This is a genomic window from Nocardia amikacinitolerans NBRC 108937 (assembly GCF_001612615.1).
Taxonomy (GTDB): Bacteria; Actinomycetota; Actinomycetes; order Mycobacteriales; family Mycobacteriaceae; genus Nocardia; species Nocardia amikacinitolerans.
Genome location: NZ_BDAU01000013.1, coordinates 1 through 26,626, shown reverse-complemented (window position 1 = coordinate 26,626; position 26,626 = coordinate 1). Strand labels below are relative to the sequence as shown.

At 68.7% G+C, this 26,626-nt stretch carries 23 protein-coding genes; 10 read left to right on the top strand and 13 right to left on the bottom strand.

Annotated features, from left to right (window positions below; all coding sequences use genetic code 11):
• Positions 1-29 precede the first annotated feature (29 nt).
• The 3 genes from NAM01S_RS12835 to NAM01S_RS12825 are packed head-to-tail and all read left to right on the top strand — an operon-like array spanning position 30 to position 3,116.
• A complete protein-coding gene (locus NAM01S_RS12835) occupies positions 30-1,637 on the top strand; it encodes an MFS transporter (RefSeq protein WP_067784274.1) in 1,608 nt (535 codons plus the stop codon).
• Positions 1,638-1,639: 2 nt separating this feature from the next.
• Complete coding sequence (locus NAM01S_RS12830; RefSeq protein WP_169810850.1) at positions 1,640-2,308, top strand: HAD family hydrolase; 669 nt, start codon at positions 1,640-1,642, stop codon at positions 2,306-2,308.
• Positions 2,295-3,116, top strand: coding sequence for an AAA family ATPase (locus NAM01S_RS12825; RefSeq protein ID WP_245910079.1), 822 nt, complete (start codon positions 2,295-2,297; stop codon positions 3,114-3,116). The genes NAM01S_RS12830 and NAM01S_RS12825 overlap by 14 nt, the downstream gene beginning before the upstream one ends.
• Positions 3,117-3,235: 119 nt before the next feature.
• Here NAM01S_RS12825 and NAM01S_RS12820 read toward each other — a convergent pair whose 3' ends face one another.
• Complete coding sequence (locus NAM01S_RS12820; RefSeq protein ID WP_067784780.1) at positions 3,236-3,808, bottom strand: LysM peptidoglycan-binding domain-containing protein; 573 nt, start codon at positions 3,806-3,808, stop codon at positions 3,236-3,238.
• Between the two features lie 131 nt (positions 3,809-3,939).
• On the opposite strand from NAM01S_RS12820, the gene NAM01S_RS12815 reads away from it, so the two are divergent.
• Positions 3,940-4,548, top strand: coding sequence for a hypothetical protein (locus NAM01S_RS12815; RefSeq protein WP_253798433.1), 609 nt, complete (start codon positions 3,940-3,942; stop codon positions 4,546-4,548).
• Positions 4,549-4,967: 419 nt separating this feature from the next.
• On the opposite strand, the gene NAM01S_RS12810 is transcribed toward NAM01S_RS12815, so the two are convergent.
• The 3 genes from NAM01S_RS12810 to purN form a co-directional block, all read right to left on the bottom strand.
• Positions 4,968-5,855 (bottom strand): TIGR01777 family oxidoreductase, encoded by an 888-nt coding sequence (locus NAM01S_RS12810; protein WP_084482919.1) that lies wholly within the window; start codon positions 5,853-5,855, stop codon positions 4,968-4,970.
• A gap of 186 nt (positions 5,856-6,041) precedes the next feature.
• Entirely contained in the window at positions 6,042-7,613 is a 1,572-nt protein-coding gene (gene purH, locus NAM01S_RS12805; RefSeq protein WP_067784265.1) for a bifunctional phosphoribosylaminoimidazolecarboxamide formyltransferase/IMP cyclohydrolase, read from the bottom strand.
• The gene (purN, locus tag NAM01S_RS12800) at positions 7,610-8,242 is read right to left on the bottom strand and encodes a phosphoribosylglycinamide formyltransferase (RefSeq protein ID WP_067784264.1); all 633 of its coding nucleotides are present in this window, start codon (positions 8,240-8,242) and stop codon (positions 7,610-7,612) included. The genes purH and purN overlap by 4 nt, the downstream gene beginning before the upstream one ends.
• A gap of 139 nt (positions 8,243-8,381) precedes the next feature.
• Here purN and NAM01S_RS35000 point away from each other — a divergent pair, with 139 nt between their 5' ends.
• Positions 8,382-8,594 carry a hypothetical protein gene (locus tag NAM01S_RS35000; protein WP_067784261.1) on the top strand — a complete coding sequence of 71 codons (213 nt, stop codon included), beginning with the start codon at positions 8,382-8,384 and terminating at the stop codon, positions 8,592-8,594.
• 453 nt (positions 8,595-9,047) lie between these two features.
• Here NAM01S_RS35000 and NAM01S_RS35945 read toward each other — a convergent pair whose 3' ends face one another.
• The 4 genes from NAM01S_RS35945 to sucC form a co-directional block, all read right to left on the bottom strand.
• Positions 9,048-10,622 carry a cell division protein PerM gene (locus tag NAM01S_RS35945; RefSeq protein WP_157107724.1) on the bottom strand — a complete coding sequence of 525 codons (1,575 nt, stop codon included), beginning with the start codon at positions 10,620-10,622 and terminating at the stop codon, positions 9,048-9,050.
• A 161-nt stretch (positions 10,623-10,783) separates the two neighbouring features.
• A complete protein-coding gene (locus tag NAM01S_RS12785; RefSeq protein WP_067784256.1) occupies positions 10,784-11,836 on the bottom strand; it encodes a DUF5336 domain-containing protein in 1,053 nt (350 codons plus the stop codon).
• Positions 11,837-12,002: 166 nt separating this feature from the next.
• Entirely contained in the window at positions 12,003-12,917 is a 915-nt protein-coding gene (gene sucD / locus NAM01S_RS12780) for a succinate--CoA ligase subunit alpha (RefSeq protein ID WP_067784254.1), read from the bottom strand.
• Positions 12,918-12,928: 11 nt separating this feature from the next.
• The gene (sucC, locus tag NAM01S_RS12775; protein WP_067784252.1) at positions 12,929-14,095 is read right to left on the bottom strand and encodes an ADP-forming succinate--CoA ligase subunit beta; all 1,167 of its coding nucleotides are present in this window, start codon (positions 14,093-14,095) and stop codon (positions 12,929-12,931) included.
• A gap of 565 nt (positions 14,096-14,660) precedes the next feature.
• On the opposite strand from sucC, the gene NAM01S_RS37290 reads away from it, so the two are divergent.
• The 3 genes from NAM01S_RS37290 to NAM01S_RS12760 are packed head-to-tail and all read left to right on the top strand — an operon-like array spanning position 14,661 to position 17,452.
• The gene (locus tag NAM01S_RS37290; RefSeq protein WP_084482897.1) at positions 14,661-16,019 is read left to right on the top strand and encodes a M23 family metallopeptidase; all 1,359 of its coding nucleotides are present in this window, start codon (positions 14,661-14,663) and stop codon (positions 16,017-16,019) included.
• A gap of 54 nt (positions 16,020-16,073) precedes the next feature.
• Positions 16,074-16,532, top strand: coding sequence for an SRPBCC family protein (locus NAM01S_RS36550; protein WP_253798437.1), 459 nt, complete (start codon positions 16,074-16,076; stop codon positions 16,530-16,532).
• A 2-nt stretch (positions 16,533-16,534) separates the two neighbouring features.
• Entirely contained in the window at positions 16,535-17,452 is a 918-nt protein-coding gene (locus NAM01S_RS12760; protein WP_253798440.1) for an epimerase, read from the top strand.
• A 131-nt stretch (positions 17,453-17,583) separates the two neighbouring features.
• On the opposite strand, the gene NAM01S_RS12755 is transcribed toward NAM01S_RS12760, so the two are convergent.
• Positions 17,584-18,009, bottom strand: a complete 426-nt coding sequence (locus NAM01S_RS12755) for a hypothetical protein (protein WP_067784246.1) — start codon at positions 18,007-18,009, stop codon at positions 17,584-17,586.
• 459 nt (positions 18,010-18,468) lie between these two features.
• Positions 18,469-21,153, bottom strand: coding sequence for a DNA helicase PcrA (gene pcrA, locus NAM01S_RS12750; protein ID WP_174554799.1), 2,685 nt, complete (start codon positions 21,151-21,153; stop codon positions 18,469-18,471).
• 383 nt (positions 21,154-21,536) lie between these two features.
• Here pcrA and NAM01S_RS12745 point away from each other — a divergent pair, with 383 nt between their 5' ends.
• The gene (locus NAM01S_RS12745; protein ID WP_084482917.1) at positions 21,537-21,830 is read left to right on the top strand and encodes a chorismate mutase; all 294 of its coding nucleotides are present in this window, start codon (positions 21,537-21,539) and stop codon (positions 21,828-21,830) included.
• A gap of 132 nt (positions 21,831-21,962) precedes the next feature.
• Here the strand turns inward: NAM01S_RS12745 and NAM01S_RS12740 are convergent, their stop codons facing one another.
• Complete coding sequence (locus NAM01S_RS12740) at positions 21,963-23,417, bottom strand: NAD-dependent succinate-semialdehyde dehydrogenase (RefSeq protein ID WP_067784242.1); 1,455 nt, start codon at positions 23,415-23,417, stop codon at positions 21,963-21,965.
• A gap of 157 nt (positions 23,418-23,574) precedes the next feature.
• Between NAM01S_RS12740 and pgi the strand changes: the two genes are divergently transcribed.
• Complete coding sequence (gene pgi, locus NAM01S_RS12735; RefSeq protein ID WP_067784240.1) at positions 23,575-25,212, top strand: glucose-6-phosphate isomerase; 1,638 nt, start codon at positions 23,575-23,577, stop codon at positions 25,210-25,212.
• A 6-nt stretch (positions 25,213-25,218) separates the two neighbouring features.
• On the opposite strand, the gene NAM01S_RS12730 is transcribed toward pgi, so the two are convergent.
• Together NAM01S_RS12730 and NAM01S_RS12725 are read right to left on the bottom strand one after the other, a co-directional pair.
• Positions 25,219-25,842 carry a potassium channel family protein gene (locus NAM01S_RS12730; RefSeq protein WP_067784238.1) on the bottom strand — a complete coding sequence of 208 codons (624 nt, stop codon included), beginning with the start codon at positions 25,840-25,842 and terminating at the stop codon, positions 25,219-25,221.
• A gap of 189 nt (positions 25,843-26,031) precedes the next feature.
• The coding region (locus tag NAM01S_RS12725; RefSeq protein ID WP_255284306.1) for a nucleoside/nucleotide kinase family protein at positions 26,032-26,626 on the bottom strand (595 nt) is incomplete at its 5' end.

The window sequence follows — 26,626 nt, the reverse complement described above, 5'->3', positions numbered from 1 at the left end:
CGCCGCACACCACCCGGAGGGGAATTCCCATGGCATCCGCAGGCGCATTAACCAAGGAACCACAGCGATCGGACAGCGCGATCTGGACCCTTGTCGTGGTCGCGCTCGCCACCTTCATGCTGATGCTCGACCTCACGGTCGTCAACGTGGCGCTACCCGATATCCGCGAAGCCTTCGATTCCACGTTCTCGGCTCTGCAGTGGATTCTCGACGCCTACGCCCTCGGCCTCGCCGCGGTGCTGCTCGCCGCGGGCTCGCTCGCCGACCGCATCGGCCGCAAGAAGGTCTTCGACGCGGGCCTGGTGATCTTCGTGCTCTCCTCGCTCGCCTGCGGCCTCGCGCCGAACGACTTCGTGCTGATCGTCGCCCGCCTGGTGCAGGGCCTCGGCGGCGCGATCCTGTTCGCGGTCGGCCCGGCGCTGCTCGGGCACGAGTTCCGCGGCAAGGACCGCGGCATGGCGTTCGGTGTGTTCGGCGGCGTCGCGGGTCTGGCGATCGCGTTCGGCCCGCTGATCGGCGGCGCGCTCACCGAAACCGCGGGCTGGCGCTGGATCTTCCTGATCAACGTGCCGGTCACCATCGCCGCACTCGCCGTCGGCTACCTGAAGATGCGTGAATCCCGCAGCGACACACCGCCGCCCGTGGACTGGCTGGGCATGGTGACCTTCTCCGCAGGTCTGTTCTTCCTGGTGCTCGGCTTCATGCGGGGCGAGCAGGACGGCTGGACCAGCGGCCGGATCATCGGCTGCTTCGCGCTGGCGCTCGTGCTGCTCGCCGTCTTCACCTGGTTGCAGATCTCCCGGCCGAGCCACGCGATGTTCGACCTGTCGCTGTTCCGCAACCGCACCTTCAACGGCCTGTCCGTGGTGACCGCGCTGTGCGCGCTCTCGGTGATGCCCGCGCTGTTCCTGCTCATCTCCTACGTGCAGAACCTGCTCGGCTACTCCGCTTTCGCCAGCGGCGTGCGGTTCCTCCCGCTGACGCTGCTGCTGTTCGTCGCCGCCGCCATCGCGGGCAGCATGGTCGCCAAGCTGCCGCCGTCGATCCTGGTCGGCGCGTCGCAGCTGCTGATCGCCGCGGGCCTGATCGCGGTGCTGATGGTGGAGCCGGGTTCGTCGTGGACCGCGCTGATCCCCGGCATGGTGCTGATCGGTCTGGGCATGGGTGTGTTCAACCCGCCGCGCGCCGCCTTCTCCATCGCCGTCACCAGCCCGGACAAGGCGGGCATGGCCTCCGGCGTGAACGAGACCTTCCAGCAGGCCGGTCTGGCCATCGGCATCGCCGCGGTCGGCGCGTTCTTCCAGAACCGGGTGGGCAGCTCCTTCACCGAATCCGAGGCGGCGCGCACGGTCTTCGGTGACCAGGCCGCCGAGGCGGGCGACGCGGTCGCCGCGGGCGGTCCCGCCGTCGTCGCGGCCGAGGTGCCCGAGTCGGTCGCCGAATCGGTCCGCGCGGCAGCGGAAGCGGCGTTCGTCAGCGGCTTGGAGAACGCCATGGTGCTCGCCGCGGTGCTCGCGGCCGTATCCGGCGCGATCGCGTTCCTGACGCTGCGCAGCCGCGATCTGGACGAGGCCGCGCTCGCCACCCCAGGCGTGCCGACCGAGGACGCCGACACCCAGCCGGCACCGGTGGCCTGACCGTGCTGGCGACCAGGCCGCGCTTCGCGTTCACCGATGTGGACCACACGCTGCTGCGGATCAGCACACTGCAGCATTTCGCCAAGTACTTCTTCGAAGGCACCGGGCGCGCAGAGGTGCTGGCCATGCACCAGAAGCGGATGCAACGCCTGGCCGAGACCGGAGCGGACCGGGAGACGTTGAACCGGAGCTACTACCTGCTCTGGGCCGACATCCCGGTCCGCGAGGTCGAGGACACCGCGCGCACCTGGCACGACCGCGTCCGCGCCGAGGGGCTCTACCGCGAGCCCCTCGTGCGGCGGCTCGGCGAGCTGCGCGCGCAGGGCGTGGAGACGGTGCTGGTCTCCGGCTCCTTCCGCGCCTGCCTGCGACCGATCGAGATCGAACTCGGCTGCGCGGGCGTGCTGTGCACCGAACTGGAAGAACGCGACGGCGTGTACACCGGCGCGGTGCGCAAGTCCCTCATCGGCGCGGCCAAGCGCGCCGAGGTGGAGGCGTTCGCGGCCAGGTATCCCGAGCACGACCTGGCGGGCGATTTCGGCTTCGGCGACCACCTCAGCGACGTGCCGGTGCTGGAGACCGTCGGCCACCCTGCCGTCGTCCCGGTCGACCCCGCGCTGGAGCGGGTCGCGGCGGCGCGCGGCTGGGAAGTGCTGCGTGACGACCACTGAGCGATCGGAGAAGGATCCCGTGTATCTAGTCGGCGGACAGCGCCGCGACAGCCTGAAGTTGGCCATCTCCGGCACCTACGGCGTCGGCAAGAGCACGACGACCGAGACGCTCTCGATCGCCACCGGCATTCCGCGCACGCACGCGCTCACCTCCCGTGAGCTGCTGATCGATCTCGCCCCCGGCAAGACGGTGATGGAGCTCAACTCCATCGAGCTGCTACAACTCGGGCTGCGCCGCTTCGAGGAGCGGGTGCACAACGAATCCGGCGGCGGCTCTTTTATTTCCGATGGTTCCGTGGTGCACGAATGGGTGTACGGCACCGCGCGCATGGCGGTCGGCATCAACCCCGGCGCCGGTCTGCTGCTGCGCACCGTGAAGGCCGCCGCGGGCATCGGTCGCAAGGCGCCGCTGCGGGAGTACACCGACATCATCGGCGACGTCGTCAAGGAGCGGGCCGCCCGGCTCTACGACGCCTATGTGCACCTGCCGGTGGAGTTTCCGATGAAGACCGACGGCCACCGCCCGGTGTCCGAACCGTTCCGCAAGCTCTCCGACGACACGCTGCTGCAAGTGGTGAAGGACATCGGGCTGCCCTACGAAGTGGTGGGCGGCACTGTGCACGAACGGGTTTCGCGGATCATCGAGCTGTTCGACCTGGAGACCGTGATGCCGGTCGACGAGGCGATCGCCGAGGCAAAGCGCCGGGTGTCCGCCGCGACCGAGGTGCTGGAAGAGGACGACCGGTTCAAGGAAGCCCAGCGCAAGAAGTCGCTGTGGCGCAAGGTCTCCTACGCCATGCGATACTGACCACCGGCGAAAGCCACGAGCGCGCAAGCGCACTCAGACCACTCAGGCGAAAGACGTGGGACCCCGAGCGCAAGTCCCGGGGTCCCACGTTGCTTTTCGCGGCCCAGACGATGTGCCGACTACGGAATCGTCAGCACCTGACCGGGTTCGATCGCATCGGGATTCGGAATGCCGCTGGCGTCGGCGATTTCCTGGTAGCGGTTGCCGTCACCGTAGAAGCGCTCGGCGACCGCCCACAGGGTGTCGCCCGGTTCCACGGTGTAGGTGCGGGGTTCGGGCGCGGGCGGTGGTGGCGCCTGCTCCGCGACCTGCCCCTCGGCCGGTGCCGCGGCGGGCTGCTCCGGCGCGGGCAGCGGGGTATCGGTGTGGGTGTCCGACGCCCACAGCGCGCTGCCGTCGGCGCCGTACAGCACCACATTGCGGTCGGCCTGCACGACGAGGCGGTCGGCGTCCTTGCCGTTGGTCTCGGTCGACCAGGCGGCGCCCTCGCCCTTGTAGAGCACGAAGTTGCCGTCCTGCTGCAGCGTCGCCCGCTCCACACCCTGATCGTGAGTCTGAGTCGCCCAGACGACGTTCCCATCCGGCTCCGACAGGACGAGGTTGCCGTCCGATTGCAGAGTGAGGGTGTACGCACCGCCGCTCAGGGATTGGCCGAGTGCAAGTTCTTCGCCTACGCGCAGCGTGTCGCCCACGTTTTTCCTTTCGAAGATCAACTGTGTGGAGCATTCGACATCGATGCGGGCCGTGTGCTGGTGGCGCGCATCGGGATCGAATCTACAGTCGAGGGCGTGGCGGCGAAGGCAGTACGCGCGGGGTTCCAGGAATGTTCACCGGAGCGTCGATCGCAACCCACGCGGCCGGACTTTGCACGAAGGACGCGTCCGCGAGCCGGAAGACGCGGGATTCGTTCGTTTTTCGTCGCGCACTTTCGCGGACTGCCTGCGAACTTCGGCCGACCGCGCCAACTAGGGTGGTCGCCATGAATCGCCGCCGCACGAGTCTCGTCCTCGCCACCCTGCTGCTCGGCTTCGCCGTCGCGGGGTGCGGTAGCTCGAACGACGAAGGCGCACAACAGAACACCACGCCCGGTGCCACCACTTCCGCGCCGCCGACGCCGAGCGAGGTCGCGCAGCCGCAAGGCCAGCCGTTCACGGCCGATCCGACGATCGTCGGCGCGCACCCCATCCCGTTCTCCTCGTGGGCACGCGTCGCCGACGACAAGATCGCCGTCAATTTCCAGACCGGTGCGCCCGAGTGCTACGGCGTGGATGCGGTGACCACCGAGACCGACACGACGGTCACGGTGGAATTGCGCGGCGGCACCCGCGCCGACGCGGTCGGCCGGATGTGCGTGATGATCGCGGTGTTCGGCACCATGGAGATTCCGCTGAAGGCGCCGCTGGGCGACCGGACGGTGCTCAGCGCCGCCTGACAGCGAGGGACGACTCGCCCGCCACTGCTCTGCGATTCGGCCGAACCGAGTGCGCTCGGCCGAGCCATCACCCTCGGCTCAATCGGCTCGGCGCCGCCGGATGCGACCGGCCGACCCGCCCGACGATGCTCGGACGATCCGGCCGAACGGAGCGCGCCCGGCCGAACCATCGCCCTGGCGCAACCGGCTCATCGCCCCCGGACACGAACGGTCGACCCGGTCGACGCTGCTCTGTGATACGGCCGAACGGAGAGCGCTCGGCCGAACCATCACCCCAGCGCAACCGGTTCAGCGCCGGCCTGACGGGTGCGGTCGCCTCTCGTCCGGGCCGCGCTTGCCCCAGCCGCGACAACCACTGGATCGGAGACCGACCCCCAGGGTTTGCCGAGCCACGAGGTATTCGTGGCTCGGCGCACAACTCAGTGCATGGCGAAGGTGTACTTCATGGCCTGATCCAGCGTGCCGTGCGTGAACTCGAAACCGTTGCCCACCAGCGCCTTCGGCACCATCTTGTGCCCCTTGAGCAGCTCGGCGCCGCCCTCGCCGCCGATCAGCTTCAGCACCGCGCCTGGCAGCGTCAGCCTCGCGCGCCGGTTCATCGCCGCGGCGAAGGCGGAGGTGAACTCGGCGTTGGTGACGGTCTCCGGTGCGGACAGGTTCACCGGGCCGGAGACCGAGAAGGTCAACAGCCAGTCCACCGCGGCAAGCCAGTCGTGCAGCGTGATGTACGGCAGGTACTGGCGGCCGGTGCCGAACTTGCCGCCGAGCCCGAGCCGGAACAGCGGGCGGAGCCCCTCGACCAGCATCGAGTCGGCGGAGAGCACGTTCGCGGTGCGCAGCAGCACCACCCGGACACCGGCGGCGGACGCGGCCTCGGTCGCCGCTTCCCAGTCCCGGCACATGGTGCCCAGGAAATCCGTTCCGTGCGGGGCGAATTCGTCGACGTCCTGGTCCCCGCTGTCGCCGTACCAGCCGGCGGCCGACGCGTTGAGCAGGACGGGAACGCCGGTCTCGGCGACAGCGCGGGACAGCACCCTGGACGGCACGATGCGGCTGTCGCGCATCTCCTCCTTGTACGCGGGCGACCAACGCTTGCCCGCGACGGTCGCGCCGCACAGGTTGATCACCGCGCCCGCGCCAGCCACGATGCCGCTGTCGAAGTGGGAACCGTAAGGGTCCCAGCTGATTTCGTCCGGACGCACGGCTTCCCGGCGCACCAGGCGGACCACATCGTGGCCCTCGTCGTTCAGCTTGGAGACCAGATACTTGCCGAGGAACCCCGAAGTCCCGGCGACCACGATACGCATGCGTACATTCTGCACCATGGAAATACTGTCCCGGGGATTCCATACCGGATAATGAGATCCAGACGACCAGTCTGCTTACCGAAAAGCCTTGCGGCCCCGAAACATCGATTGCTACATACCCAAGTCCGGGCACGAAAAACGCGGAGAGCGGATCCCTTTCGGAATCGCTCTCCGCGTTCGATCGGATCAGTGCGCGAAGTGGCGAGACCCGGTGAGGTAGAGCGTCACTCCTGCCTCGCGGGCCAGGTCGATGGTCTCCTGGTCACGGACCGAACCGCCCGGCTGCACGATGGCGCGGATACCGGCCTGGATCAGCTGCTGCGGTCCGTCCGGGAACGGGAAGAACGCGTCGGAGGCGGCCACCGAACCCTTGGCGCGGTCGCCCGCGCGCTGCACCGCGAGCTGCACCGCGTCCACCCGGTTGACCTGCCCCATGCCGACGCCGACCGACGCGCCGTCATGGGCGAGCAGGATGGCGTTGGACTTCACCGCGCGGCAGGCGCGCCAAGCGAATTCGAGATCGGCGAGGGTCTGCTCGTCCGCGGGCTCGCCGGTGGCCAGGGTCCAGTTGGCCGAGTCGTCGCCCTCCGCGTCGAGGATGTCGCGCTGCTGCAACAGCGCGCCGCCGCTGATCGGACGCAGCTCGGCGCCCGCCCGCTGCGGCGGCTCGGCGACCAGGATGCGCACGTTCTTCTTGCGCTGCAACACCTCGACGGCGCCGTCCGCGTAGGACGGGGCCACGATGACCTCGGTGAAGATGTCGGCGACCTGCTCGGCCATCTCGACGGTGACCTCGCGGTTGGCCGCGATCACACCACCGAAGGCGCTCACCGGGTCGCAGGCGTGCGCCTTGCGGTGCGCCTCGGCGATGTCGGCGCCGATCGCGATGCCGCACGGGTTGGCGTGCTTGATGATCGCCACCGCGGGCGCCTCGTGGTCGTAGGCGGCACGCCAGGCGGCGTCGGCATCGGTGTAGTTGTTGTACGACATCTCCTTGCCGTGCAACTGCTCCGCCTGCGCCAGCCCGACCGTACCGTCGTTGTTGGTGTACAGCGCCGCAGCCTGGTGCGGGTTCTCGCCGTAGCGCAGCACCGCGGCGCGCTCCCAGCTGCCGCCGATCCAGCCGGGGAACGGCGTGCTCGCGGGCTCCTCGGCCACACCGGGGGCCAGCACGCTGGTCATCCAGCTCGCCACCGCGACGTCGTAGCTCGCGGTGTGCTGGAAGGCCTTGGCGGCCAACGCCGTCCGCTGCGCGAGGGTGAAGCCGCCGGACTTCACCGCGGCGAGCACGTCGTCGTAGTCGCCGCTGTCGACGACCACGGCGACCGACGGGTGGTTCTTCGCGGCCGCGCGCACCATGGACGGGCCGCCGATGTCGATCTGCTCGACGCATTCGTCCTGGCTCGCGCCACTGGCCACCGTCTGGGTGAACGGGTAGAGGTTCACCACCACGAGCTGGAACGCCTCGACGCCCAGTTCGGCCAGCTGGTCGACGTGCTCCTGCTTGCGCGTGTCGGCAAGGATGCCCGCGTGCACCCGCGGGTGCAGCGTCTTGACCCGGCCGTCCAGCGTCTCCGGGAACCCGGTCAGTTCCTCGACCTTGGTCACCGGGATGCCCGCGTCGGCGATCTTGCCCGCCGTCGAACCGGTGGAGACCAGCTCGATGCCCGCGGCGTGCAGACCGGTCGCGAGCTCGATGAGCCCCGTCTTGTCGTAGACGCTCACCAGCGCCCTGCTGATCGCCTTACGCTCACTCACTGGCGCACCCGCTCATCTGGAATTACTGCCTTTCGTCCGTCGGAGACAATGCCTCGCGTCGCGACGGCGGCGACAACCTCCGCCAGCAACCGTCGCTCGACAACCTTGATCCGCTCGTGCAGGGTTTCCTCGTCGTCGTCGGGCAGCACCGGCACCGCCTCCTGCGCGAGGATCGGTCCGGTGTCGACGCCCGAGTCGACCAGGTGCACCGTCGAGCCGGTGACCCGCACCCCGTACGCGAGCGCGTCGCGCACACCGTGCGCACCGGGAAACGACGGCAGCAGCGCGGGGTGGGTGTTGATGATCCGCCCGCCGAAGCGGTTCATGAACGCGGGACCGAGGATCTTCATGAACCCGGCCGAAACCACCAGGTCCGGCTCGTGGGCGGCCACCGCCTCGGTCAGCGCGGCGTCCCATGCCATGCGGTCGGGAAAGTCCTTCAGCGCCACCCGGAAATGCGGAACGCCCGCGGCCTCGGCGTGTTCGGTGGCGGCGCAGACCCGATCGACGCCGACCGCGACGATCTTCGCCGGATAGTCGGCGGCGCTCGCCGCGTCGAGGAGCGCGCGCAGCAGCGACCCGGTGCCCGAGGCGAGCACGACTACGGTGGCGGGCGCCGCGGCGGGCACCCACTGGGCATGCGGAGACGTCAGCGCTCTACTCCTGCGTGTCGGTCGGAACGGCGGCCGGATCGGGGCGCCGCCGGAGTAAAGCCTAGTCGGTGGCCTGTTCGCGACCTTCCACCGGTCGCGACCACCCCAACCGAAGGTGACCCCAGCCGGTGAAGGTGACATCCAGTCCACCGCGACCATCCCGACCCAAGGCGACCTCCAGCCGATATCGGCCGGTGAAGGTGACATCCAGTTGGCTGCGACCATCTCGACTGAAGGTGACCTCCAGCTGGTGTCGGCCGGTGCGGGGCACATTCAGTCCGCCGCGACCATCCCGACCGAAGGTGACCCCGAGCTGGTCGGCCGGTGAGGGTGACATTCAGTCCGCCGCGACAGTCCCGACGAAAGGTGACCTCCAGCCGGTGTCAGCCGGTGAGGGTCACATCCAGTCCGTTGCGACCATCTCGACTGAAGGTGACCTCCAACTGGCGTCGGCCGGTGCGGGTCACATTCAGCCGACCGCGGCCATCCCGACCCGAGGTGACCCCAGCCGATGTCGGCCGCTGAAGGTGACATTCGGTCGGCTGCGGCCATCTCGACCGAAGGTGACCTCCAACTGGCGACGGACAGTGCGGGTCACATTCAGTCGGCTGCGGCCATCTCGACTGAAGGTGACCTCGAGCCGCCGTTGGCCGGTGAAGGTGACATTCGGTCGTGATAGCAGGGCGAGCGCGACGAGCCGGGGCCGGTGCTGGTAGGGCTGGCATCGAAATCGGTCGGGCCGTTGGCGCGACCGTGCGGCAGGCGGCGGCGGGGTCTGCCGCTAGCGCCGGTCGTTGGGGTGGGGGTCGAGGTCCGCGTCGGGCTCGATGATCTCGGCGTCGACGATGTCCGGTGCGGCTTGGCGGGGGGCGGTGGTGAGACTGGGCGGCTCGTCGATGAGTTCGCCATCGAGCGCTTCGTCCGGGTCGTCGGTGTAGTGGGAGTCGGCGTAGTCCGCGTCGTCCTCGTCGTGCGAGTCGTCGTGGTGGTACCGATCGTCCTCGTCGTGCGCGTCGTAGTCGTCGTAGTACCGGTCGTCGTCGTAGTAGTCGTCGTCGTGGTACCCGTCGTGGTGGTCGTCCGCGTAGCCGTGCCTGCGGTCGGATTCGTAGTCGTCCGAGTCGTCGTAGTAGTAGTCCGCGTCGGTGTCGTAGTAGTCCGCGTCGTAGTCGTCGTAGCCGGGCAGCGCCGCGCCGACCGGAGCGATGAAGTACCTGGCGCCGACGAGGCCGACGTAGCCCGCCGCGGCCAGCCACACGAAGCTCACCAGGGCGAAGATCGGCAGCTCGAGCCCGACCCGCCCGAAGGAGCCCAGCTCGCCGCCCGCGAGCGCGCCGAGCAGCACGAGCGACAACGTCGCCATACCGGCGGAAGTCAGGGTCGCCCACGGCGCGGTGAGGCGGTCGCCGGAGGTGCGTGCGGCGTCCACGCCGCCGAGCGCGCCGACCGCCGCGGGGATCACCAGCAACACCGCCCACCAGGCCGCCGCCGGTCCGGTCGGCACCGCCGCCATCACCGGCACCGCCGGAACCGGTCCGCCGACCACGGCGAACAGGCCGATCGAGGCCTGACCGAAATTCGCGCTCGCGCCCATCAGGACGCCGAGCGTGCCGAGCACGACATTCGGCACGTAGGCCAGCGAAAGCAGCGTCAGACCGATGAAGCCCCAGGCGTTTCCGGCGGAGCGGTAGGTTTCGCCGATGGCGCCCCAGTGCGCGAGGAACGAGACCAGGGTGACCGCCGCGGCGCAGCCGAGCAGGCGAAGCACCGTGCGGCCCGCGCCGTAGATGCCCGCGATCACCCATTCGGGCGCGCGGACGAGGTCGAAGATCCGGCGTCGCATCCGCAGCGCGATAGCGGCGGCTGCCGCGACGAGGTGCAGGAAGAGGACCCAGCCGAAGGCGGCGAGGCTGTTCGGCGGCTGTAGCGCGACGACCGCGGAGGCGTCCTCCGCGACGGCCAGGCAGACCGCGGTGAGCATCAGCGGTCCGCCGAGCGCGGCACCCACCACCCAACCGAGGTCGGTGCGCGAACTGTTCGGCGCCACCGCGTGATAGCACTCCCGCCCCGCCGCGCCGAGCAGCAGCGCGGTCGGCAGCAGCGGAAGCAGGCCGAGCGTGGTCTTTCCGATCACCAACGGAACCTGGTGCATCGCAAGCCAGCTCGCCGCGATGGCGCCCGAGGCGCCGGCCAGTCCGCTGTCCGCGGCGAGCAACGTGACCAGCACGAGCACCACGATCGCGCTGAGCGCGAAGGTCGCCGGGCGGGCCGCGACGAGAAGCAGGACCCTGGCGCGTTCCGGGGTGAGGGACAGGAACCCGGATTCGTCGGCTTCGGACGGATGATCGCTACGCATCGGCGATTCCGATGTGTCGGATTCCCCACCGGCCCTGCGGACGAGAGAGTTCCGTGACGAGTTCATGGCACTTCAGCGTGACACCTTTCCCGAGGTGAGCGGGTCAGGCGCGCCGCGAGCACCCACCCGGTCCGGGTAGGTGCTCGCGGTACCTGCGTCTCTTACTTGTTGTTGTCGTCCGACGGACGGAACGCCTGGGTTGCGTCACTCGCCGGGTCGGACTGCTTCTCGCCGCCGAACGGCTGACTCGGCTGGGCCTGGCCGTAGCCGGGCGCACCGTACTGCTGCTGGCCGGGCTGCGCGCCGCCGCCGAAGTGCTGCGTCGCGCTCTCGTCCGGACGCGGCTGCTGCTGCTGCGCGGGCGCGGCGCCGTACGGCGAACCCTGCTGCGGCGCACCGTAACCCGGCTGCTGACCGTAGGACTGCTGGCCGTAGGACTGGCCAGGCTGCTGCTGACCGTAGGTCGGCTGGCTCGGCTGGCTCTGGCCGTACGGCTGCTGCTGCGACTGGTACTGCGGACCGGTGCCGTAGCCCGCCTGGCCGTAGGTCTGGCCCGGCTGCTGACCGTAGACAGGCTGGCTCGGCTGGCTCTGCTGGCCGTACTGACCGAACTGCTGCTGGCCGTAGCCGCCCTGGGCCTGGCCGCCGAAACCACCCTGCGCGCCCTGCGCGGACGCGGGCTTGGGCGCGGGCGCCTTGATGATGCCCGCCTCGAAAAGCACCGCGGCGACCGCGACGCCGGTCTGCACCAGCGCGAGGAAGATCAGCACCCACGCGCCGAACTCGGCGGAGAGCTGGTCCGGTAGCGAGATGGTCTGGAACAGCAGGGCGAGGAAGCCCGCGGCCGAGGCGGCGGCGGCAGCGCCCTTCCAATTCTGCTTGGGCAGCAACGAGAATCCGGCGAGCAGACCGCCGAGCAGCAGCAGTCCGAGGGCGCCCGGCGCGCCGAACAGCGTGAAACCGCTGTAGCTGTCGCCGGTGATGGTGGCGCCGGAACGCTCGATCTCCTCGACCGAGAACGGCAGGAATCCGAGCAGGAAGTTGATCACGCCGAGCGCGGCGACACCGACCACCAGGAAGAACGGCAGCCCCTTGGCATCGGAACCGGAAGCGCTCGCACCTGTGCTGGCACCACCAGTGGTCTGGCCGAGGCTGGATGGTGCGGAGGGCGTCGCGGGTGTGTTGTACCCGGAGCCCCCGGTCGGGTATGACATGTCGTCGTCTCCTACGTCGAGTCGTTGTTCGGCTGGATCTCTCTTGACGCTACTGCACTCGCCCGTTCGGGTCACCCTTAGAACAACTGGGCGGACGACCGAACGAACAGACGACGAGGGCCGCCTTCCTCGGGAAAGGCGGCCCTCGTAACGATTTCGATCCGAATCAGGCGCTGATGCTGGCCTTCTCGAGGATCTCGCGCGCCAGGGCGGCGGTCTCGGACGGGGTCTTGCCGACCTTCACGCCCGCGGCCTCGAGCGCGTCCTTCTTCGCCTGGGCGGTGCCCGCCGAGCCGGAGACGATCGCGCCCGCGTGGCCCATGGTCTTGCCCTCGGGGGCGGTGAAGCCCGCGACGTAGCCGACCACCGGCTTGGTGACGTTGGCCTTGATGTAGGCCGCGGCCCGCTCCTCGGCGTCGCCGCCGATCTCACCGATCATGACGATCAGCTTGGTCTCCGGGTCCTTCTCGAACGCCTCGATGGCGTCGATGTGGGTGGTGCCGATGACCGGGTCGCCGCCGATGCCGATGGCGGTCGAGAAGCCGAAATCGCGCAGCTCGTACATCATCTGGTAGGTCAGGGTGCCGGACTTGGAGACCAGGCCGACCGGGCCCTTGCCGGTGATGTTGGCCGGGGTGATGCCGACCAGCGACTCACCGGGGGTGATGATGCCGGGGCAGTTCGGGCCGATGATCCGGGTCTTGTTGCCCTTCTCCACGTTGTAGGCCCACGCATAGGCGGTGTCCTGCACCGGGATGCCCTCGGTGATGACCACGAGCAGCGGGATCTCCGCGTCGATGGCCTCGATGATGGCGTCCTTGGAGAACTTCGGCGGGACGAACGCGATGGAGACGTCCGCGCCGGTCGCCTTCATGGCCTCCGCGACGGTGCCGAACACCGGCAGCTCGACCGGGTTGCCGTCCTTGTCGGTGTGCGCGACGGTGGTGCCCGCCTTGCGCGCGTTCACACCGCCGACGACCTGGGTGCCCGCCTTGAGCATCAGTGCGGTGTGCTTGGTGCCCTCGCCGCCGGTGATGCCCTGGACGATGACCTTCGAGTCCTTGTTCAGGAAGATAGACATTTCCGGTTTCCTTACTTGGCCGCTGCCAGTTCGGCGGCCTTGTCGGCGCCTTCGTCCATTGTCTGCGCCAGCGTGATCAGCGGGTGCGCGGCGTCGACGAGGATCTTGCGGCCCTCCTCGACCTTGTTGCCGTCCAGACGCACGACCAGCGGCTTGTTCGCCTCGGAACCGAGGATCTCCAGCGCTTTCACGATGCCGTTCGCGACCGCGTCACAGGCGGTGATGCCGCCGAAGACGTTTACGAACACGCTCTTCACCTGCGCGTCGCCCAGGATGACGTCGAGCCCGGCCGCCATCACCTCGGCCGAGGCGCCGCCACCGATGTCGAGGAAGTTGGCGGGCTTGACGCCGCTGTGGTTCTCGCCCGCGTAGGCGACGACGTCGAGGGTCGACATGACAAGACCAGCGCCGTTGCCGATGATGCCGACCTCACCGTCGAGCTTGACGTAGTTGAGGTCGTTCTCCTTGGCCTTCAGCTCCAGCGGGTCGGTCGCGTCCTTGTCCGCGAACGCCTCGTGGCCTGGCTGACGGAACTCGGCGTTCTCGTCCAGGGTGACCTTGCCGTCCAGGGCGAGGATCTCGTCCTGCGGGGTGCGCACCAGCGGGTTGACCTCGACCAGGGTGGCGTCCTCCTTGATGAACACCTCCCAAAGCTTCTGAATGGTCACCGCCGCGGCGTCCAGCACGTCGGCGGGCAGGTGGCCCTGCTCGGCGATCGAACGCGCGAACGCGAGGTCGACACCCTTGACGGCGTCGACGGGGACCTTGGCGAGGCGCTCGGGCTTGGTCGCGGCGACCTCTTCGATCTCCATGCCGCCTTCGACCGAGCACATGGCCAGGTAGGTCCGGTTGGAGCGGTCGAGCAGGAAGGAGATGTAGTACTCCTCCGCGATGTCCTTGGCCTCGGCGACCAGGATCTTCTTGGTGATGTGGCCCTTGATGTCCAGGCCGATGATGTTCTGCGCGTGCGTGAACGCGTCCTCCGGGGTGGCGGCGTACTTGACGCCACCCGCCTTACCGCGGCCACCGGCCTTGACCTGGGCCTTGATCATCACCGGCTTGCCGATTTCCTCCGCGATGGCGCGGGCGTCCTCGGCCGTGTCCGTGACGCGGCCCTCGGACGAAGGCACTCCGTGCTTAACGAAGAGCTCCTTCGCCTGATATTCGAAGAGATCCATGTACTCACCGTCTCGTCTGCGTTGTGATGACAACGTCTTTGTTGGCGGCCCGACGTCGGAAGCGGGTCGGGTCGGACTCTAACCAGTCACATGGAGGGCCAATCGGCCACGTTCATCCTAAGTGGCGCAGGTCACGGGCGTCGCGCTCGGCCGGGAAAACCGCTGGCCAAGGCTACTGGCGAGTAGTTTGTTGGGGGTTTGCCAGGTAGAGCCGCTCCCACCGGGAACGGACGGCGATCTACTACAAATCGTCGTCGTTCAACCTCACTCGAGTGCCCCGGAAATAGTGAGTTATTCCGTGCTGTTACGGTGATCAATCTCACATGTTTGGACAGATCGTCCGCAACGCTTGCGGACCCCGCAATCGTTTCGTTACCGTTATTGCGGTCGAAGTCACAACTAGGTCACGACCCCGTTGTTCCAAGGATCCAGGAGGACGGCAAGCCTTGATGCAGCACAGTGCTTCGCGGGTGGTGAGCCGCTCCGCGGACCAGCCTTCGACGTCGACCTCCTGCCGGTCTCTCGGCACCGTGACCATCTCCCGCTCCACGATGTGGCACCGCCGATGAATCATCGCTCCACCCTCGCTCCCGGCAATCGCTCTCGCTCGGGACATCGTTATCGCGACGACGACGAACCCTTCGCCCACGGCGATCACGACCGACGCGGCTTTCCGTCGTCCAACAGCCGCTATGCCAGCGCCGCGGGCGCGACCGGATACGCCGGCGCCGCGGGTGCGTCCGGTTACGCCGCCGAAGGTGCGCACCACGACGTGAACACGTCCGCGTGGTCCGCGAATACCGAATGGGCCGAGCAGGATTCGTGGTCCGACGGCGGCGCGTGGGCCGCCAACGACTCCTGGTCGCCGGACGCGGACGAGGCCTGGACGCCGCAGGCCGACAACGGATGGACCGCCGACAGCGCGTGGACCGCGCAGCCCGGAGCCGGCTGGACACAGCAGGGCGAGAATTGGGCACAGCAGGGCGACAACTCCTGGGGCGCCGAAGCGAACAACGGATGGACCGAGGGCGGTGACGCCTGGACCGAGGCTTCCGAGGACGACTGGTCGGCCGAGCAGTCCTGGTCCTCCGAGAACAGCTGGTCTTCCGAAAACGCTTGGGGCGCAGAGGAGGAGCCGGCCGAAGGCTCCGCTACGCCGACCGTCATCCCGGCCAGAGATCCGAGCAGACGCGGTGGCGCGCACCGGATGCCCGCGCCGCCCACCGCGCTCAAGGGTCGCGCCGCGGTCGTCGCCGTGGCGGCGGGCGCCGTCGTCGCCGCGGGACAGGCCGCGATGGCCTCGCCCGAGCAGCCGTCGCACACCATCGACTACGAGGCCGCGGGACAGATCCACGAGATCGCCGCCCAGTCGGTCAGCATGGCCGACCCGAACTCCTCCCCCGACTCGCCGCAGGTGCTGAACGTCTCCACCCCGGCGAATCTCGGTCAGTTCAACGACATCCTGGAGAAGGGCCGCAAGTACGCGGAGGATCTCGCCGCCGCGGAGGCCGCGAAGCTGCGCCCGCTGTTCGCGCGCTTCGCCGCGGGCAACTTCACTTCCGGTTTCGGCGCCCGCTGGGGCGTCCAGCACCTCGGCATCGACGTCGCGGGCCCGATCGGCACCCCCATTTACGCGGTCGCCGACGGCACCGTCATCGAGGCGGGCCCGGCCGCGGGCTTCGGCATGTGGGTGCGGCTGCTGCACGACGACGGCACCGTCACCATCTACGGCCACATCGACACCGCGACGGTCTCGCAGGGTGAGCGCGTGATGGCGGGCGACCAGATCGCCACCATGGGCAACCGCGGCTTCTCCACCGGGCCGCACGTGCACTTCGAAGTCTGGCTCAACGGCGTCGACAAGGTCGACCCGCTGCCCTGGCTGGCGACCCGCGGCATCGGCCTCGGCCCCCGGCGCGACTGACGGGTGACCAACGGCACGCTTCCCGTGCCGTTGTCCGCGTTCTAGCGTCGGATCATGGCTCGTACAACGACGTACACCCAATTCCTGGCGCTACCACCGGAACTCGTGTGGCAGGTGGTCGGTGATCCCGCGCGCTGGCCCGAATGGCACCCGGCCGTCGCCTCGGTGCGACTGCACGGTCCCGTCGATGTCGGGGTGGCCGGTGACTACGTGCCGCGCGGACGTTTCGTCGGAGCGCTGCACGGTCGCACAGCGCCGCCGTTCTCGATCACCGCGCTGCGTCCCGGTCGCGAACTGACCATCGAGCAGCCGGAACCGGCGGGGCGGATGCGGTTGACCTGGCGGCTGACTCCTGTCGACGGTGGTACGAACCTCACCCAGGAACTGTCCTTCTCCGGACCATCCGCCGCCGCGGCGCGGACCGTTGTCGCCCGTCTGCTGGAGGCCGACCTCCGCGTCTGCTTCGCACGGCTGGCCCGGCTGGCCGGTCTCGCCCCGAACCCGACGCGCTGACGGTGGTGATCGCGGGCGGCACCGGCGCGCTCGGCAGGCAGCTCGCGGCCGACCTCGCCTGCCGCGGCCAACGGGTCACCATTCTGACCCGCCGCCGCGATCCCACGCTGCCGTTCGACCAGGTCGAGTGGGACGGCAAGTCGGTCGGGGAATGGGTTGCGGCACTGCGTAATCCGGGGCCGACCGCGATCGTCAACCTGGCGGGCAAGCTGGTGGACTGCCGACCCACCGAACGCAATATCGCCGAATTGCGCAGCAGCCGAGTCGATCCCACCAGCGCATTGGTGGCAGCAGCCGCCGCGTTGCCCGCGCCGGTCGATTACTGGGTACAGGCGAGCACCACCGCGATCTGGTCGGACGCGGGCGAAATCCGTTGCGACGAAACGACTCCGCTGCCGATCGGCCTGCCGCAGATGACCGGGGTGGCGGAACCGTGGGAGCGCGCGTTCGCCGGTGCGAACACCACGCACCACACCATCCTCCGCACGTCCATCGTGCTCGACCCGGACGCCCCCGCGCTACGGCGGCTCTGCCAGTTGACCAAGGCGGGCCTCGGAGGCCGAGTCGGATCGGGCGACCAGTGGTTCAGCTGGATTCACATCGAGGACTGGCTGGCCATCGTCCGCGCCGCGCTCGGACTGGACCCCTCGTTCACCCTGCCGGACGGAATCCTGGTGGCGGCCACCGATTCTCCGGTGCGAAACCGAGAGTTGATGGCATCGCTTCGACGCCACCTGCATCGCCCTCCCGCGCCGCCGACACCGGAGTTGGTACTGAAGCTCGGCGCTGTGCTGTTGCGATCGGATGCGGCATTGGGCTTGACGGGCAGGCACGCCACATCAGCTGTATTGAAACCGGCCGGCTTTCAATTCCGCTACCCCCGCTTGGACGACGCGCTCAAATCCCTGCTGCCGCACTGACTTACCCAAAATCGACGGTAGTCAAATGGCGGCTAACCAAGATCAACTAACCACCATTCGACTACCGTCGAATCCATTTCTCTATCGACTGTAGCCAAATGGTGGAAGCCCCCTGGACACGCAACGACGACCTACGGCGCTGCGACCACCGCCAAGCCCACCAACGCGACCACCTTCACGACCTCCAGCCCGATGTACCAGTAATGCGCATGCGATCGCGGCAACTCCTCCCCCGCGAGCACTCGATCGGATCTGCGAGTCAAAGGCGGCCGAACCACCAGAATCTGCACGGCCAGAACCCCGACCGCGATTCCCAACCACACCCACGTCCCCGCGCCCCGCCCGAGCACCGCCGCGCTCACCACCAGCACCACCGCGAGCACCGCCTCCGCGATGTTCAACGCGCGGAACACGATCCGCCCGATACCCAACCCCAGCGGCAGGGTCACCCCCGGCGCACGGAACTTCAGTGGCGCTTCGAGGAACGAGATGGCCAGCACCATGCCGAGCCACAGCATGGGCAGGAACCACACCAGATGTTGCGCGACGGTCTCCATCCGCCGGACGCTACCGGGTTCGCCGCGAGGTCGGCAGGGGCAAAAGGTACCTCCGAATGTCACTTCGGCCATGCCCGTAGCCGCCATGAGACTCTGGCCGACACTCACCGCGGCCTTTGGTTCGCCGCACGCGCGCCGCCATCGACAGACTGTGCCCCAGCCGCCTGCCTCGCCACCGGATCAGCTCCGCGAGGCCACCGGATCAGCTCCGCGAGCCAACACCACCAGACTTCACCGACACGCGGCCGCCCGCCCACGTCACCCCGGCTCGGCCCGCGCGCCGCCATCGACAGACTCAGTCCCGCAGCTCCCACCGACCTCCGCATGGGCCCGGCACAGCAATCGACGGACAGCGCCAGGCGACCACCCCTTGGCCCCGCCGCAATCATCGACGAACAGCGCCCACAGCGCTACCCGCCTACCTCCGCGGACCAGCGTGGCAGACCGGCACCGGCACGCTCAGAGCTTCACCAGCGTCCGGCTGTACTGCGGGATCAACCGGATCTTGCCCGCCGTACCGAAGTCGATCGTCACCGTGGCCAGCGGGCCGAAGCCTTCCGCGGCGATCACTCGGCCCAAGCCGTACTTGTCGTCGCTGACCCGGTCTCCGACCGCCAGCACCAGATTGGTGTTGTTGCGGGTCGCTCCGCCGGGCGCCGGGCGGCGCGGGCCGCGGTCGGGTCGCACGCCAGGTCGCTCGGACCAGCCGTCGCCGCGGGTCCAATCGCGTTCCAGTCCGTCGTCGTCGCCGCGCCTGCGGATGCCGCGGGAGGCGGGGGACGGTTCAAGTCGCCGCCAGTCCATGAGGTGGCCCGGAATCTCCTGGAGGAAGCGCGACTCCGGGTTGGACACCGGCTGACCCCAGCCGGAGCGGACCACCGCGCGGGTCAGGTAGAGCCGTTGCCGGGCTCGGGTGATGCCGACGTACGCGAGGCGGCGTTCCTCGGCGAGTTCGGTGGGATCGCCGAGCGCGCGCATGTGCGGGAACTGCCCGTCCTCCCAGCCGGTCACGAAGACCACCGGGAACTCCAGGCCCTTGGCCGTGTGCAGCGTCATCATCGTGACGACGCCGGACCCTTCGTCCGGGATCTGGTCGGTATCGGCGACCAGCGAGACGCGCTCCAAGAACGCCGCGAGCGAGCCCGGATCCGGTTCGCCCTCGCCGAGTTCGGGCACGATGCCCTCCTCGCGGGCCGCGACCGCGTTGTTGTACGCCTCGGAGCTGAACTCGCGCGCCACGCTGACCAACTCGTTCAGGTTGTCCAGCCGCGCGCCATCCTGCGGGTCGTCGGACGCTTCCAGCTCGGCGCGGTACCCGGTGCGATCGAGCACCGCCTCCACCACATTGCCCACGTCCGGGAAGTCCGCGTCGGCCTGGACACCGGCCGCCCTGATCTCCTCTAGCAAATCGAGGAACCCGGCGATCGCCCGCTGCGCGCGGGTGTTCAGCAGCGCGACCTTGCCGTCGGCGGCATCGCGCAGTGCCGCGGCGAAACCGATGTCGCGCTGTTCGGCGTGCACCGCGACGCACGCCTCGGCGCGGTCGCCGATGCCGCGGCGCGGGGTGTTCAGGATGCGGCGCAAGCTCACCGCGTCGTCGGGGTTCTCCAGCACGCGCAGGTAGGCGACGATGTCGCGAACTTCCTTGCGCTCGTAGAACCGGACGCCGCCGACCACCTTGTACGGCAGACCCATCCGGATGAAGATCTCTTCCAGCGCACGGGAGTTGTTGTTGGTGCGGTAGAACACCGCGACATCGCTGTAGTTGGCGTCGCCCTGGTCGACCAGCCGGTCGATTTCCCGTGCGACGAACGAGGCCTCGTCGTGCTCGTTGTCGGCCACGTAGCCGACGATCAGGTCGCCCTCGCCGGAGTCGGTCCACAGTCGCTTGTCGCGCCGGTTCTCGTTGCGCGAGATGACCGCGTTCGCCGCCGACAGAATGTGCTGGGTGGAGCGGTAGTTCTGCTCCAGCAGAATGGTCTCCGCGTCCGGGAAATCGCGCTCGAATTCCTCGATGTTGCGAATGGTCGCGCCGCGGAAGGCGTAGATGGATTGGTCGGCGTCGCCGACGACGCACAGTTCGCTCGGCGGCGCGGCGTCCTCGTCGGGCTCCGCCTCGCCGGTGTGATGGCCGACCAGTTCCCGCACCAGCACGTACTGCGCGTGGTTGGTGTCCTGGTACTCGTCGACGAGCACGTGCCGGAAGCGGCGACGGTAGTACTCCGCGACCTGCGGGTGGTTCTGCAACAGCGCGACCGTCTCGCCGATCAGGTCGTCGAAGTCCAGCGCGTTGGCCGCGCGCAGCCGCCGCTGGTATTCGGTGTAGACACGGGCCACCAGACCGGGCAGTTCGGTGTCGTCTGATTCGGCGTCCGCGGTCGCCTGCTCCGGCCCGATCAACTCGTTCTTCAGATTCGAGATGGCGGTCGCCAAGAGCCGCGCGGAGTATTTCTTCGTATCGATGTCGAAGTCGCGGCTGATCATCGTCAGCAACCGCCGGGAATCATCGGCGTCGTAGATCGAGAAATTGGAATTCAAGCCGGACAGCAGCGCCGCCTGCATGCGCAGGATCCGCACACAACTGGAATGGAACGTGGATACCCACATGTTGTTCGCGCGCGGCCCGACCAGGCCGATCACCCGCTCCCGCATTTCGGCGGCAGCCTTGTTGGTGAAGGTGATCGCCAGGATCTGGCCCGGCGTCACGCCGCGAGCGGCGAGCAGATAGGCGATGCGGCGGGTCAGCACGGCCGTCTTGCCCGAGCCCGCGCCCGCGACGATGAGCAGCGGCGAACCGGTGTGCACGACCGCGGCCCGCTGCTGCGGATTGAGCCCGTCGAGCAGCCGCTCGGCTTCCTCGGCGCGTTGCCTGTCCCGCTCGGCGCGTCGCTCCGCCTGCTCGTCGGCGCGCCGCTGTGCTTGTTCCGCCAAAGAGAGCGGCGGGGCTTGTTCCGCCAAAGAGAGCGGCGGAGCCTGCTCCGCCGAGGCGGATAGCTCCCCCGATGACCGCGGCGACTCCCCAACTCCGGGCGCGCCGGAGGGCCCCGCCGCCCGGCCCGCGTGGGCCTCGGGCTGCGGAGCGGGGTTCACGTCCTGATGCCGGTTCCGACCGGCCTGCGTCTGAGGAGCCACCGTGATATCCATTGCCCATCCACGCTACCGGCGGCCACCGACACAGGCGAAGCCCCCGGGTGCGGTCCCGGCCGCGCGACGATCACCGGCTAACATTCAGTGAACACATCGCGGCGCGCGACCCTGCAAATCTGTGCGACTCGTTCTCAGCAGATTCACAAAATCAGACGTTTTGCATCGGTTCGGCCGCGTGGCAGACTGACCCCATGGTCAGCGTTGCCGCGATGCACCCGATTCGGTTACCCGCCGGATATCGGTCTCGCGGAGCCTTGTAGCCGACCACACGCTTCTGGGGGGACTATGAAGCCCCTCAGGTCTGTTTCACGGTGAAAGAACCGGACGGTAACGCGCCGCGCGCAGTAGCCGATCCACGTTCTGACACGAGGAGATGAATGATGAGCACTTCTGCCACGACCACCGGGTCCGACGCGGCGCTGCCGCAGTCCGAGGCGGAGATCGACAAGCTCCGCAAGGAGATCGACCAGCTCGATGCCGAGATCCTCGCCGCCATCAAGCGACGCAGTGAGATCTCCCGGCTGATCGGACGGACTCGGATGGCCTCCGGTGGCCCGCGACTGGTGCACAGCCGCGAGATGAAGGTGCTCGAGCGCTTCAGCGAACTCGGCCAGGAGGGGCACACCCTCGCCATGCTGCTACTGCGCCTTGGGCGCGGCCGCCTCGGCCACTGAGCCGTCGTTCTCCTGCCGCGTCGAGCGGCACGCGAACCTTGCGGTGATCGCGAGACACCGCATCCAAAAACCGCCCCGGGTGTCGAAACCCCGGGGCGGTTCTCGCGTTTCATGGCACGCGTTCCCAGATCTCTAGGTCAGCGCGATGTACTTCGTCGACAGGTACTCCTCGATGCCCTCGGTGCCGCCCTCGCGGCCGAAACCGGAGGCCTTCACGCCGCCGAACGGCGCGGCCGGATCCGAGATGACGCCACGGTTGACGCCGACCATGCCCGATTCCAAGCCCTCGGCCACCCGCAGCGCGCGGTCCAACGTTTTGGTGTAGACGTAGGCGACCAAGCCGAATTCGGTGTCGTTGGCGGCGGCGATGCCCTCGTCCTCGGTCTCGAAGCCGACGATCGGCGCGACCGGACCGAACACCTCCTCGCGCAGAATCCTGGCCTGCGGCGGCACGTCGCTGAGAATGGTGGCCGGGTAGAACCAGCCGGGTCCGCCGGGAGCCTTGCCGCCGAGGCGAACTCGCGCGCCCGCGGCGACCGCGTCGTCGACGAGCTCGCCGACGGTGGTCAGCTGGTCCTCGTTGATCAGCGGCCCGAGGGTCGTCCCGGGATCGGTGCCCGGCCCCATGGTGACCGAGTTCGTCATCGCCTCGGCGAATTTGGCGGTGAACTCCTCGAGCACGCCGTTCTGCACGTGGAACCGGTTGGCCGCGGTGCACGCTTCCCCGCCGTTGCGCAGTTTCGCCAGCATCGCGCCCTGCACCGCCGCGTCGATGTCGGCGTCGTCGAACACCACGAAGGGCGCGTTGCCGCCGAGTTCCATCGAGGTGCGCAGCAGGCCGTGCGCGGACTTTTCCACCAGCTTCTTGCCCACCTCGGTGGACCCGGTGAAGGTGAGCTTGCGCAGTCGCGGATCCTCCAGCAGCGGGCCGGTCACGGCGCTGGAACGGCTGGTGGTGATGACCGAGAGCACTCCGTCGGGCAGTCCGGCCTCGTGGCACAGCTTCGCGAGCAGCAGCATCGTCAGCGGCGTCTCCGAGGCGGGCTTGACGATCATGGTGCAGCCCGCGGCCAACGCGGGACCGATCTTGCGGGTGCCCATGGCCAGCGGGAAGTTCCACGGTGTGATGGCGAGACAGGGACCGACCGGCTGCTTGTGCACCATGATCCGGCCGGTGCCCGACGGCGCGTGCAGGTAGCGCCCGTGCACCCGCACCGCCTCCTCGCTGAACCACCGGAAGAACTCGGCGCCGTAGCGCACCTCGTTGCGGCTCTCCGGCAGCGCCTTGCCCATCTCCAGGGTCATCAGCAGCGCGAATTCCTCGGCTCGCGCGGTGATCTGCTCGAACACCGCGCGCAGGATCTCGCCGCGCTCCCTTGCCGGGGTCGCCGCCCATTCGGCCTGCACGGCGACCGCGGCGTCGAGCGCGCGCATCGCGTCCGCTGGGCTCGCGTCGGCGACCTGGATCAATACCTCCCCGTTCGCGGGATTGTGCACCGGGAAGGTGGCGCCGCCCTCGGCGTCGACGGGCCCGCCGATCCACAGCTGCGTCGGTACGGATTGGAGTAGTTCGCGTTCGGACACCATGTCGCCAGCGTAAGCCCGGTCCGCTCGGGCCGTGCTGGACTCGAACCGGCGAATTCACGCGGGGCGCCGGAGGCGACCAGGCGTGCGGCGCCGACGCGACCCGGAATGCCCGCCTCAGCCGTGCGCCGGCGCGGCACGGTGAGTACCCTCGGCGGACGTGAGCAGCGACATCACCGCATCGGCGGCATGGCGGAAACTGCACGATCACTACGGCGCCGTGTCCGAGCGACACCTACGAGAGATCTTCGCGGACGACCCCGAGCGCGGCCGTGAGCTGACCGTCCAGGTGGGCGACCTGCACATCGACTTCAGCAAGCACCGGGTCACCCGGGAAACCTTGCAGCTACTCGTCGAATTGGCGCACGAGGCGGGGGTGGCCGAGCGACGCGACGCCATGTTCGCGGGCGCGCACATCAACACCTCCGAGGACCGCGCCGTCGGCCACGTCGCCCTGCGGCTGCCCGAGGGCGAGTCGATGACCATCGACGGCGCCGACGCGGGCGCCGAGGTGCACGAAGTGCTGCGGCGGATGGGGGAATTCACCGACGCGCTGCGCTCGGGCGAGTGGCGCGGCGCCACCGGCGAGCGGATCGAGACGGTGGTGAACATCGGCATCGGCGGCTCGGACCTGGGCCCGGTGATGGTGCACCAAGCGCTGCGGCACTACGCCGACGCGGGCATCGGCGCCCGCTTCGTCTCCAACGTCGATCCCGCCGACCTGGTCGCCGAGCTCACCGGCCTCGATCCGGCAACCACGCTTTTCATCGTTGCTTCCAAGACTTTTTCGACGCTGGAGACCCTGACCAACGCGACCGCCGCGCGCCGCTGGCTGGTGGCCGCGCTCGGCGAGGACGCGGTCGCCAAGCATTTCGTCGCGGTGTCCACCAATGCCGAGCGGGTCGCCGAATTCGGCATCGACACCGCCAATATGTTCGGCTTCTGGGACTGGGTCGGCGGCCGCTATTCGGTGGATTCGGCGATCGGCCTTTCGGTGATGGCCACCATCGGCAAGGATCGTTTCGCTGAATTCCTGGCCGGAATGCACACCGTCGACGTGCATTTCGCGAACGCGCCATTGGAGGCGAACGCGCCGGTGCTGCTCGGCCTGCTCGGCGTCTGGTACTCGAATTTCTTCGGCGCGGAATCCCGTGCGGTGCTGCCCTATTCGAACGATCTGGCGCGTTTCCCGGCCTATTTGCAGCAGCTCACCATGGAATCGAACGGGAAGTCGGTGCACGCCGACGGCACTCCGGTCACCACGTCCACCGGCGAGATCTTCTGGGGCGAGCCGGGCACCAACGGCCAGCACGCCTTCTATCAGCTGCTGCACCAGGGCACCCGCCTCATCCCCGCCGACTTCATCGGATTCGCCCGTCCCACCGACGATCTGGCGACCCGCGACGGCAGGGGCAGCATGCACGACATCCTGATGAGCAACTTGTTCGCCCAGACCAAGGTGCTCGCGTTCGGCAAGACCGCCGAGGAGATCGCCGCGGAGGGCGCCGACCCGAAGGTGGTGCCGCACAAGGTGATGCCGGGCAACCGCCCGAGCACGACCATCCTCGCACCACAGCTGACGCCCTCGGTGGTCGGCCAGCTCATCGCGCTCTACGAACACCAGGTCTTCGTCGAGGGCAGCATCTGGGGCATCGACAGCTTCGACCAGTGGGGTGTCGAACTCGGCAAGCAGCAGGCCTTGGCCCTCGCTCCGCTGCTCACCGCCGCCGAAGATCCTGCGCCGCAAGATGATTCGTCCACCGACGCGCTCATCCGCTGGTATCGCGCCAACCGCTGAGGGCGCTCAGCGATCCCCGGTCGGGTTCTGCGGCCGGGGATTTCGCGTGTCATCCGTGCCGTGCTCGCGCGGCGGGGCCTTCTCCGGCTCGGCGACTTGGGCGTGGCGCGCGGCTGTCTCGAGCCGGTGAGTGACTCCCGAGCTGACGATGGCCAGCAGGCTGCCGATGACCACGAGGTCGAAGACGATTTGCACCATCGTCGCGATGCGCGCGGTCTGACCGATCGCGTGGATATCGCCATAGCCGACCGTGCCCAGCGTGACGATGGTGTAGTAGAGCGCGTCGGTGCGGGTCACCAAGCCCTCGAACTCGCCGGGGTACTGGACGGCGAGGCGGTAGTAATAGATCGCGAAGAACATCACGACCACGCACAACATCAGGAGTAGACCGTCGACGCGGCCGCCCGTCGCGCGCGGCTCGCGCAGGTAGCGACGCACCCGGCGGGTGGCCAGCCAGATGAGCCCGCCGACTCCGGCGAGGAAAGCAGCGAGGCCGAGCCACTGGCCCGACCAGTCGTCGCTCAGGTCCCACTCCATCGGGACGCCGTAGAAGAACAGGAGCGCGCACACCAGCGCGGCGACGTTGCGCAGCACGTGGATGGCTCCCGAAAACCGGCGCGAGTCCGTCATGGGTCCATGATCGGCGCGGTGGGATGGTCGACGCCGCACCCACGCCGGGCGATTCGCGGGACTTTGCCGAAGGGGACGCCGGACGCGAGTCGATTCCGTCTCGTCGGGCGTCGAGCCGTTCGGTAGCGGCAGCCGGAGCTTCGGATACACCGGCATCGGTGCCGGACCGGGCGATCGGATCGAGCTCGCTCAACTTACGACGAAGTAATGCCCGTCCCGCTCGCGCAGCACGAGGTCCGCGCGCTCGCGTGTCGCGTGCACGAGGTCTGCGTTGCGCAGGTCGCTGTCCATCACCTTGATCCGGGCCGCTTCGGCAGACTTCCCGCCGCGCAGGTGCCGTTCCAGCAGGCGCTGTGCCAGCACGTCGCGGTCGGCGTCGAGGTACCAGCACTCGTCGAGTTCCTGGCGGACCGCGGACCAGCCGTCGGCGCCGAGCAGTAGGTAGTTGCCCTCGGTGATGGCGACGAACTGGTCGGCGAAGACCACGCCAGCGGGCGTCGGCTCGTCGAGCTCCCGGTCGAACGTCGGCCACGGCACCGGCGTCCCGCGTGGGGTCTCGCGCAGACGGCGCAGGTTCGCGACGAAACCCGCGACGTCGAAGGTGCCGGGTTCGCCCTTGCGGGCCAGGTCGCCCGTCGCGCGGAGCCGCGCGTTGGACAGGTGGTAGCCGTCCATCGGCGCGATCTCCGCCACCGAGCCAGCCACCGACGCGATCTCGGCCGCCGAACCACCCACCGACGCGATCTCGGCCGCCGAACCACCCACCGGCGCCACCTGGGCTGCC

What these genes read in the sequence shown, in the direction of transcription:
- NAM01S_RS12815 (WP_253798433.1), top strand. Translation starts at nt 3,940, where the DNA reads ATGTTCACCGGAGCGTCGATCGCAACCCACGCGGCCGGACTTTGCACG.
- NAM01S_RS37290 (WP_084482897.1), top strand. Translation starts at nt 14,661, where the DNA reads ATGAATCATCGCTCCACCCTCGCTCCCGGCAATCGCTCTCGCTCGGGA.
- NAM01S_RS12810 (WP_084482919.1), bottom strand. Translation starts at nt 5,855, where the DNA reads ATGCGTATCGTGGTCGCCGGGACTTCGGGGTTCCTCGGCAAGTATCTG.
- sucC (WP_067784252.1), bottom strand. Translation starts at nt 14,095, where the DNA reads ATGGATCTCTTCGAATATCAGGCGAAGGAGCTCTTCGTTAAGCACGGA.
- NAM01S_RS35945 (WP_157107724.1), bottom strand. Translation starts at nt 10,622, where the DNA reads ATGCGTAGCGATCATCCGTCCGAAGCCGACGAATCCGGGTTCCTGTCC.
- NAM01S_RS12835 (WP_067784274.1), top strand. Translation starts at nt 30, where the DNA reads ATGGCATCCGCAGGCGCATTAACCAAGGAACCACAGCGATCGGACAGC.
- NAM01S_RS12730 (WP_067784238.1), bottom strand. Translation starts at nt 25,842, where the DNA reads ATGACGGACTCGCGCCGGTTTTCGGGAGCCATCCACGTGCTGCGCAAC.
- NAM01S_RS12740 (WP_067784242.1), bottom strand. Translation starts at nt 23,417, where the DNA reads ATGGTGTCCGAACGCGAACTACTCCAATCCGTACCGACGCAGCTGTGG.
- NAM01S_RS12785 (WP_067784256.1), bottom strand. Translation starts at nt 11,836, where the DNA reads ATGTCATACCCGACCGGGGGCTCCGGGTACAACACACCCGCGACGCCC.
- sucD (WP_067784254.1), bottom strand. Translation starts at nt 12,917, where the DNA reads ATGTCTATCTTCCTGAACAAGGACTCGAAGGTCATCGTCCAGGGCATC.
- NAM01S_RS12755 (WP_067784246.1), bottom strand. Translation starts at nt 18,009, where the DNA reads ATGGAGACCGTCGCGCAACATCTGGTGTGGTTCCTGCCCATGCTGTGG.
- NAM01S_RS36550 (WP_253798437.1), top strand. Translation starts at nt 16,074, where the DNA reads ATGGCTCGTACAACGACGTACACCCAATTCCTGGCGCTACCACCGGAA.
- pcrA (WP_174554799.1), bottom strand. Translation starts at nt 21,153, where the DNA reads ATGGATATCACGGTGGCTCCTCAGACGCAGGCCGGTCGGAACCGGCAT.
- NAM01S_RS12745 (WP_084482917.1), top strand. Translation starts at nt 21,537, where the DNA reads ATGAGCACTTCTGCCACGACCACCGGGTCCGACGCGGCGCTGCCGCAG.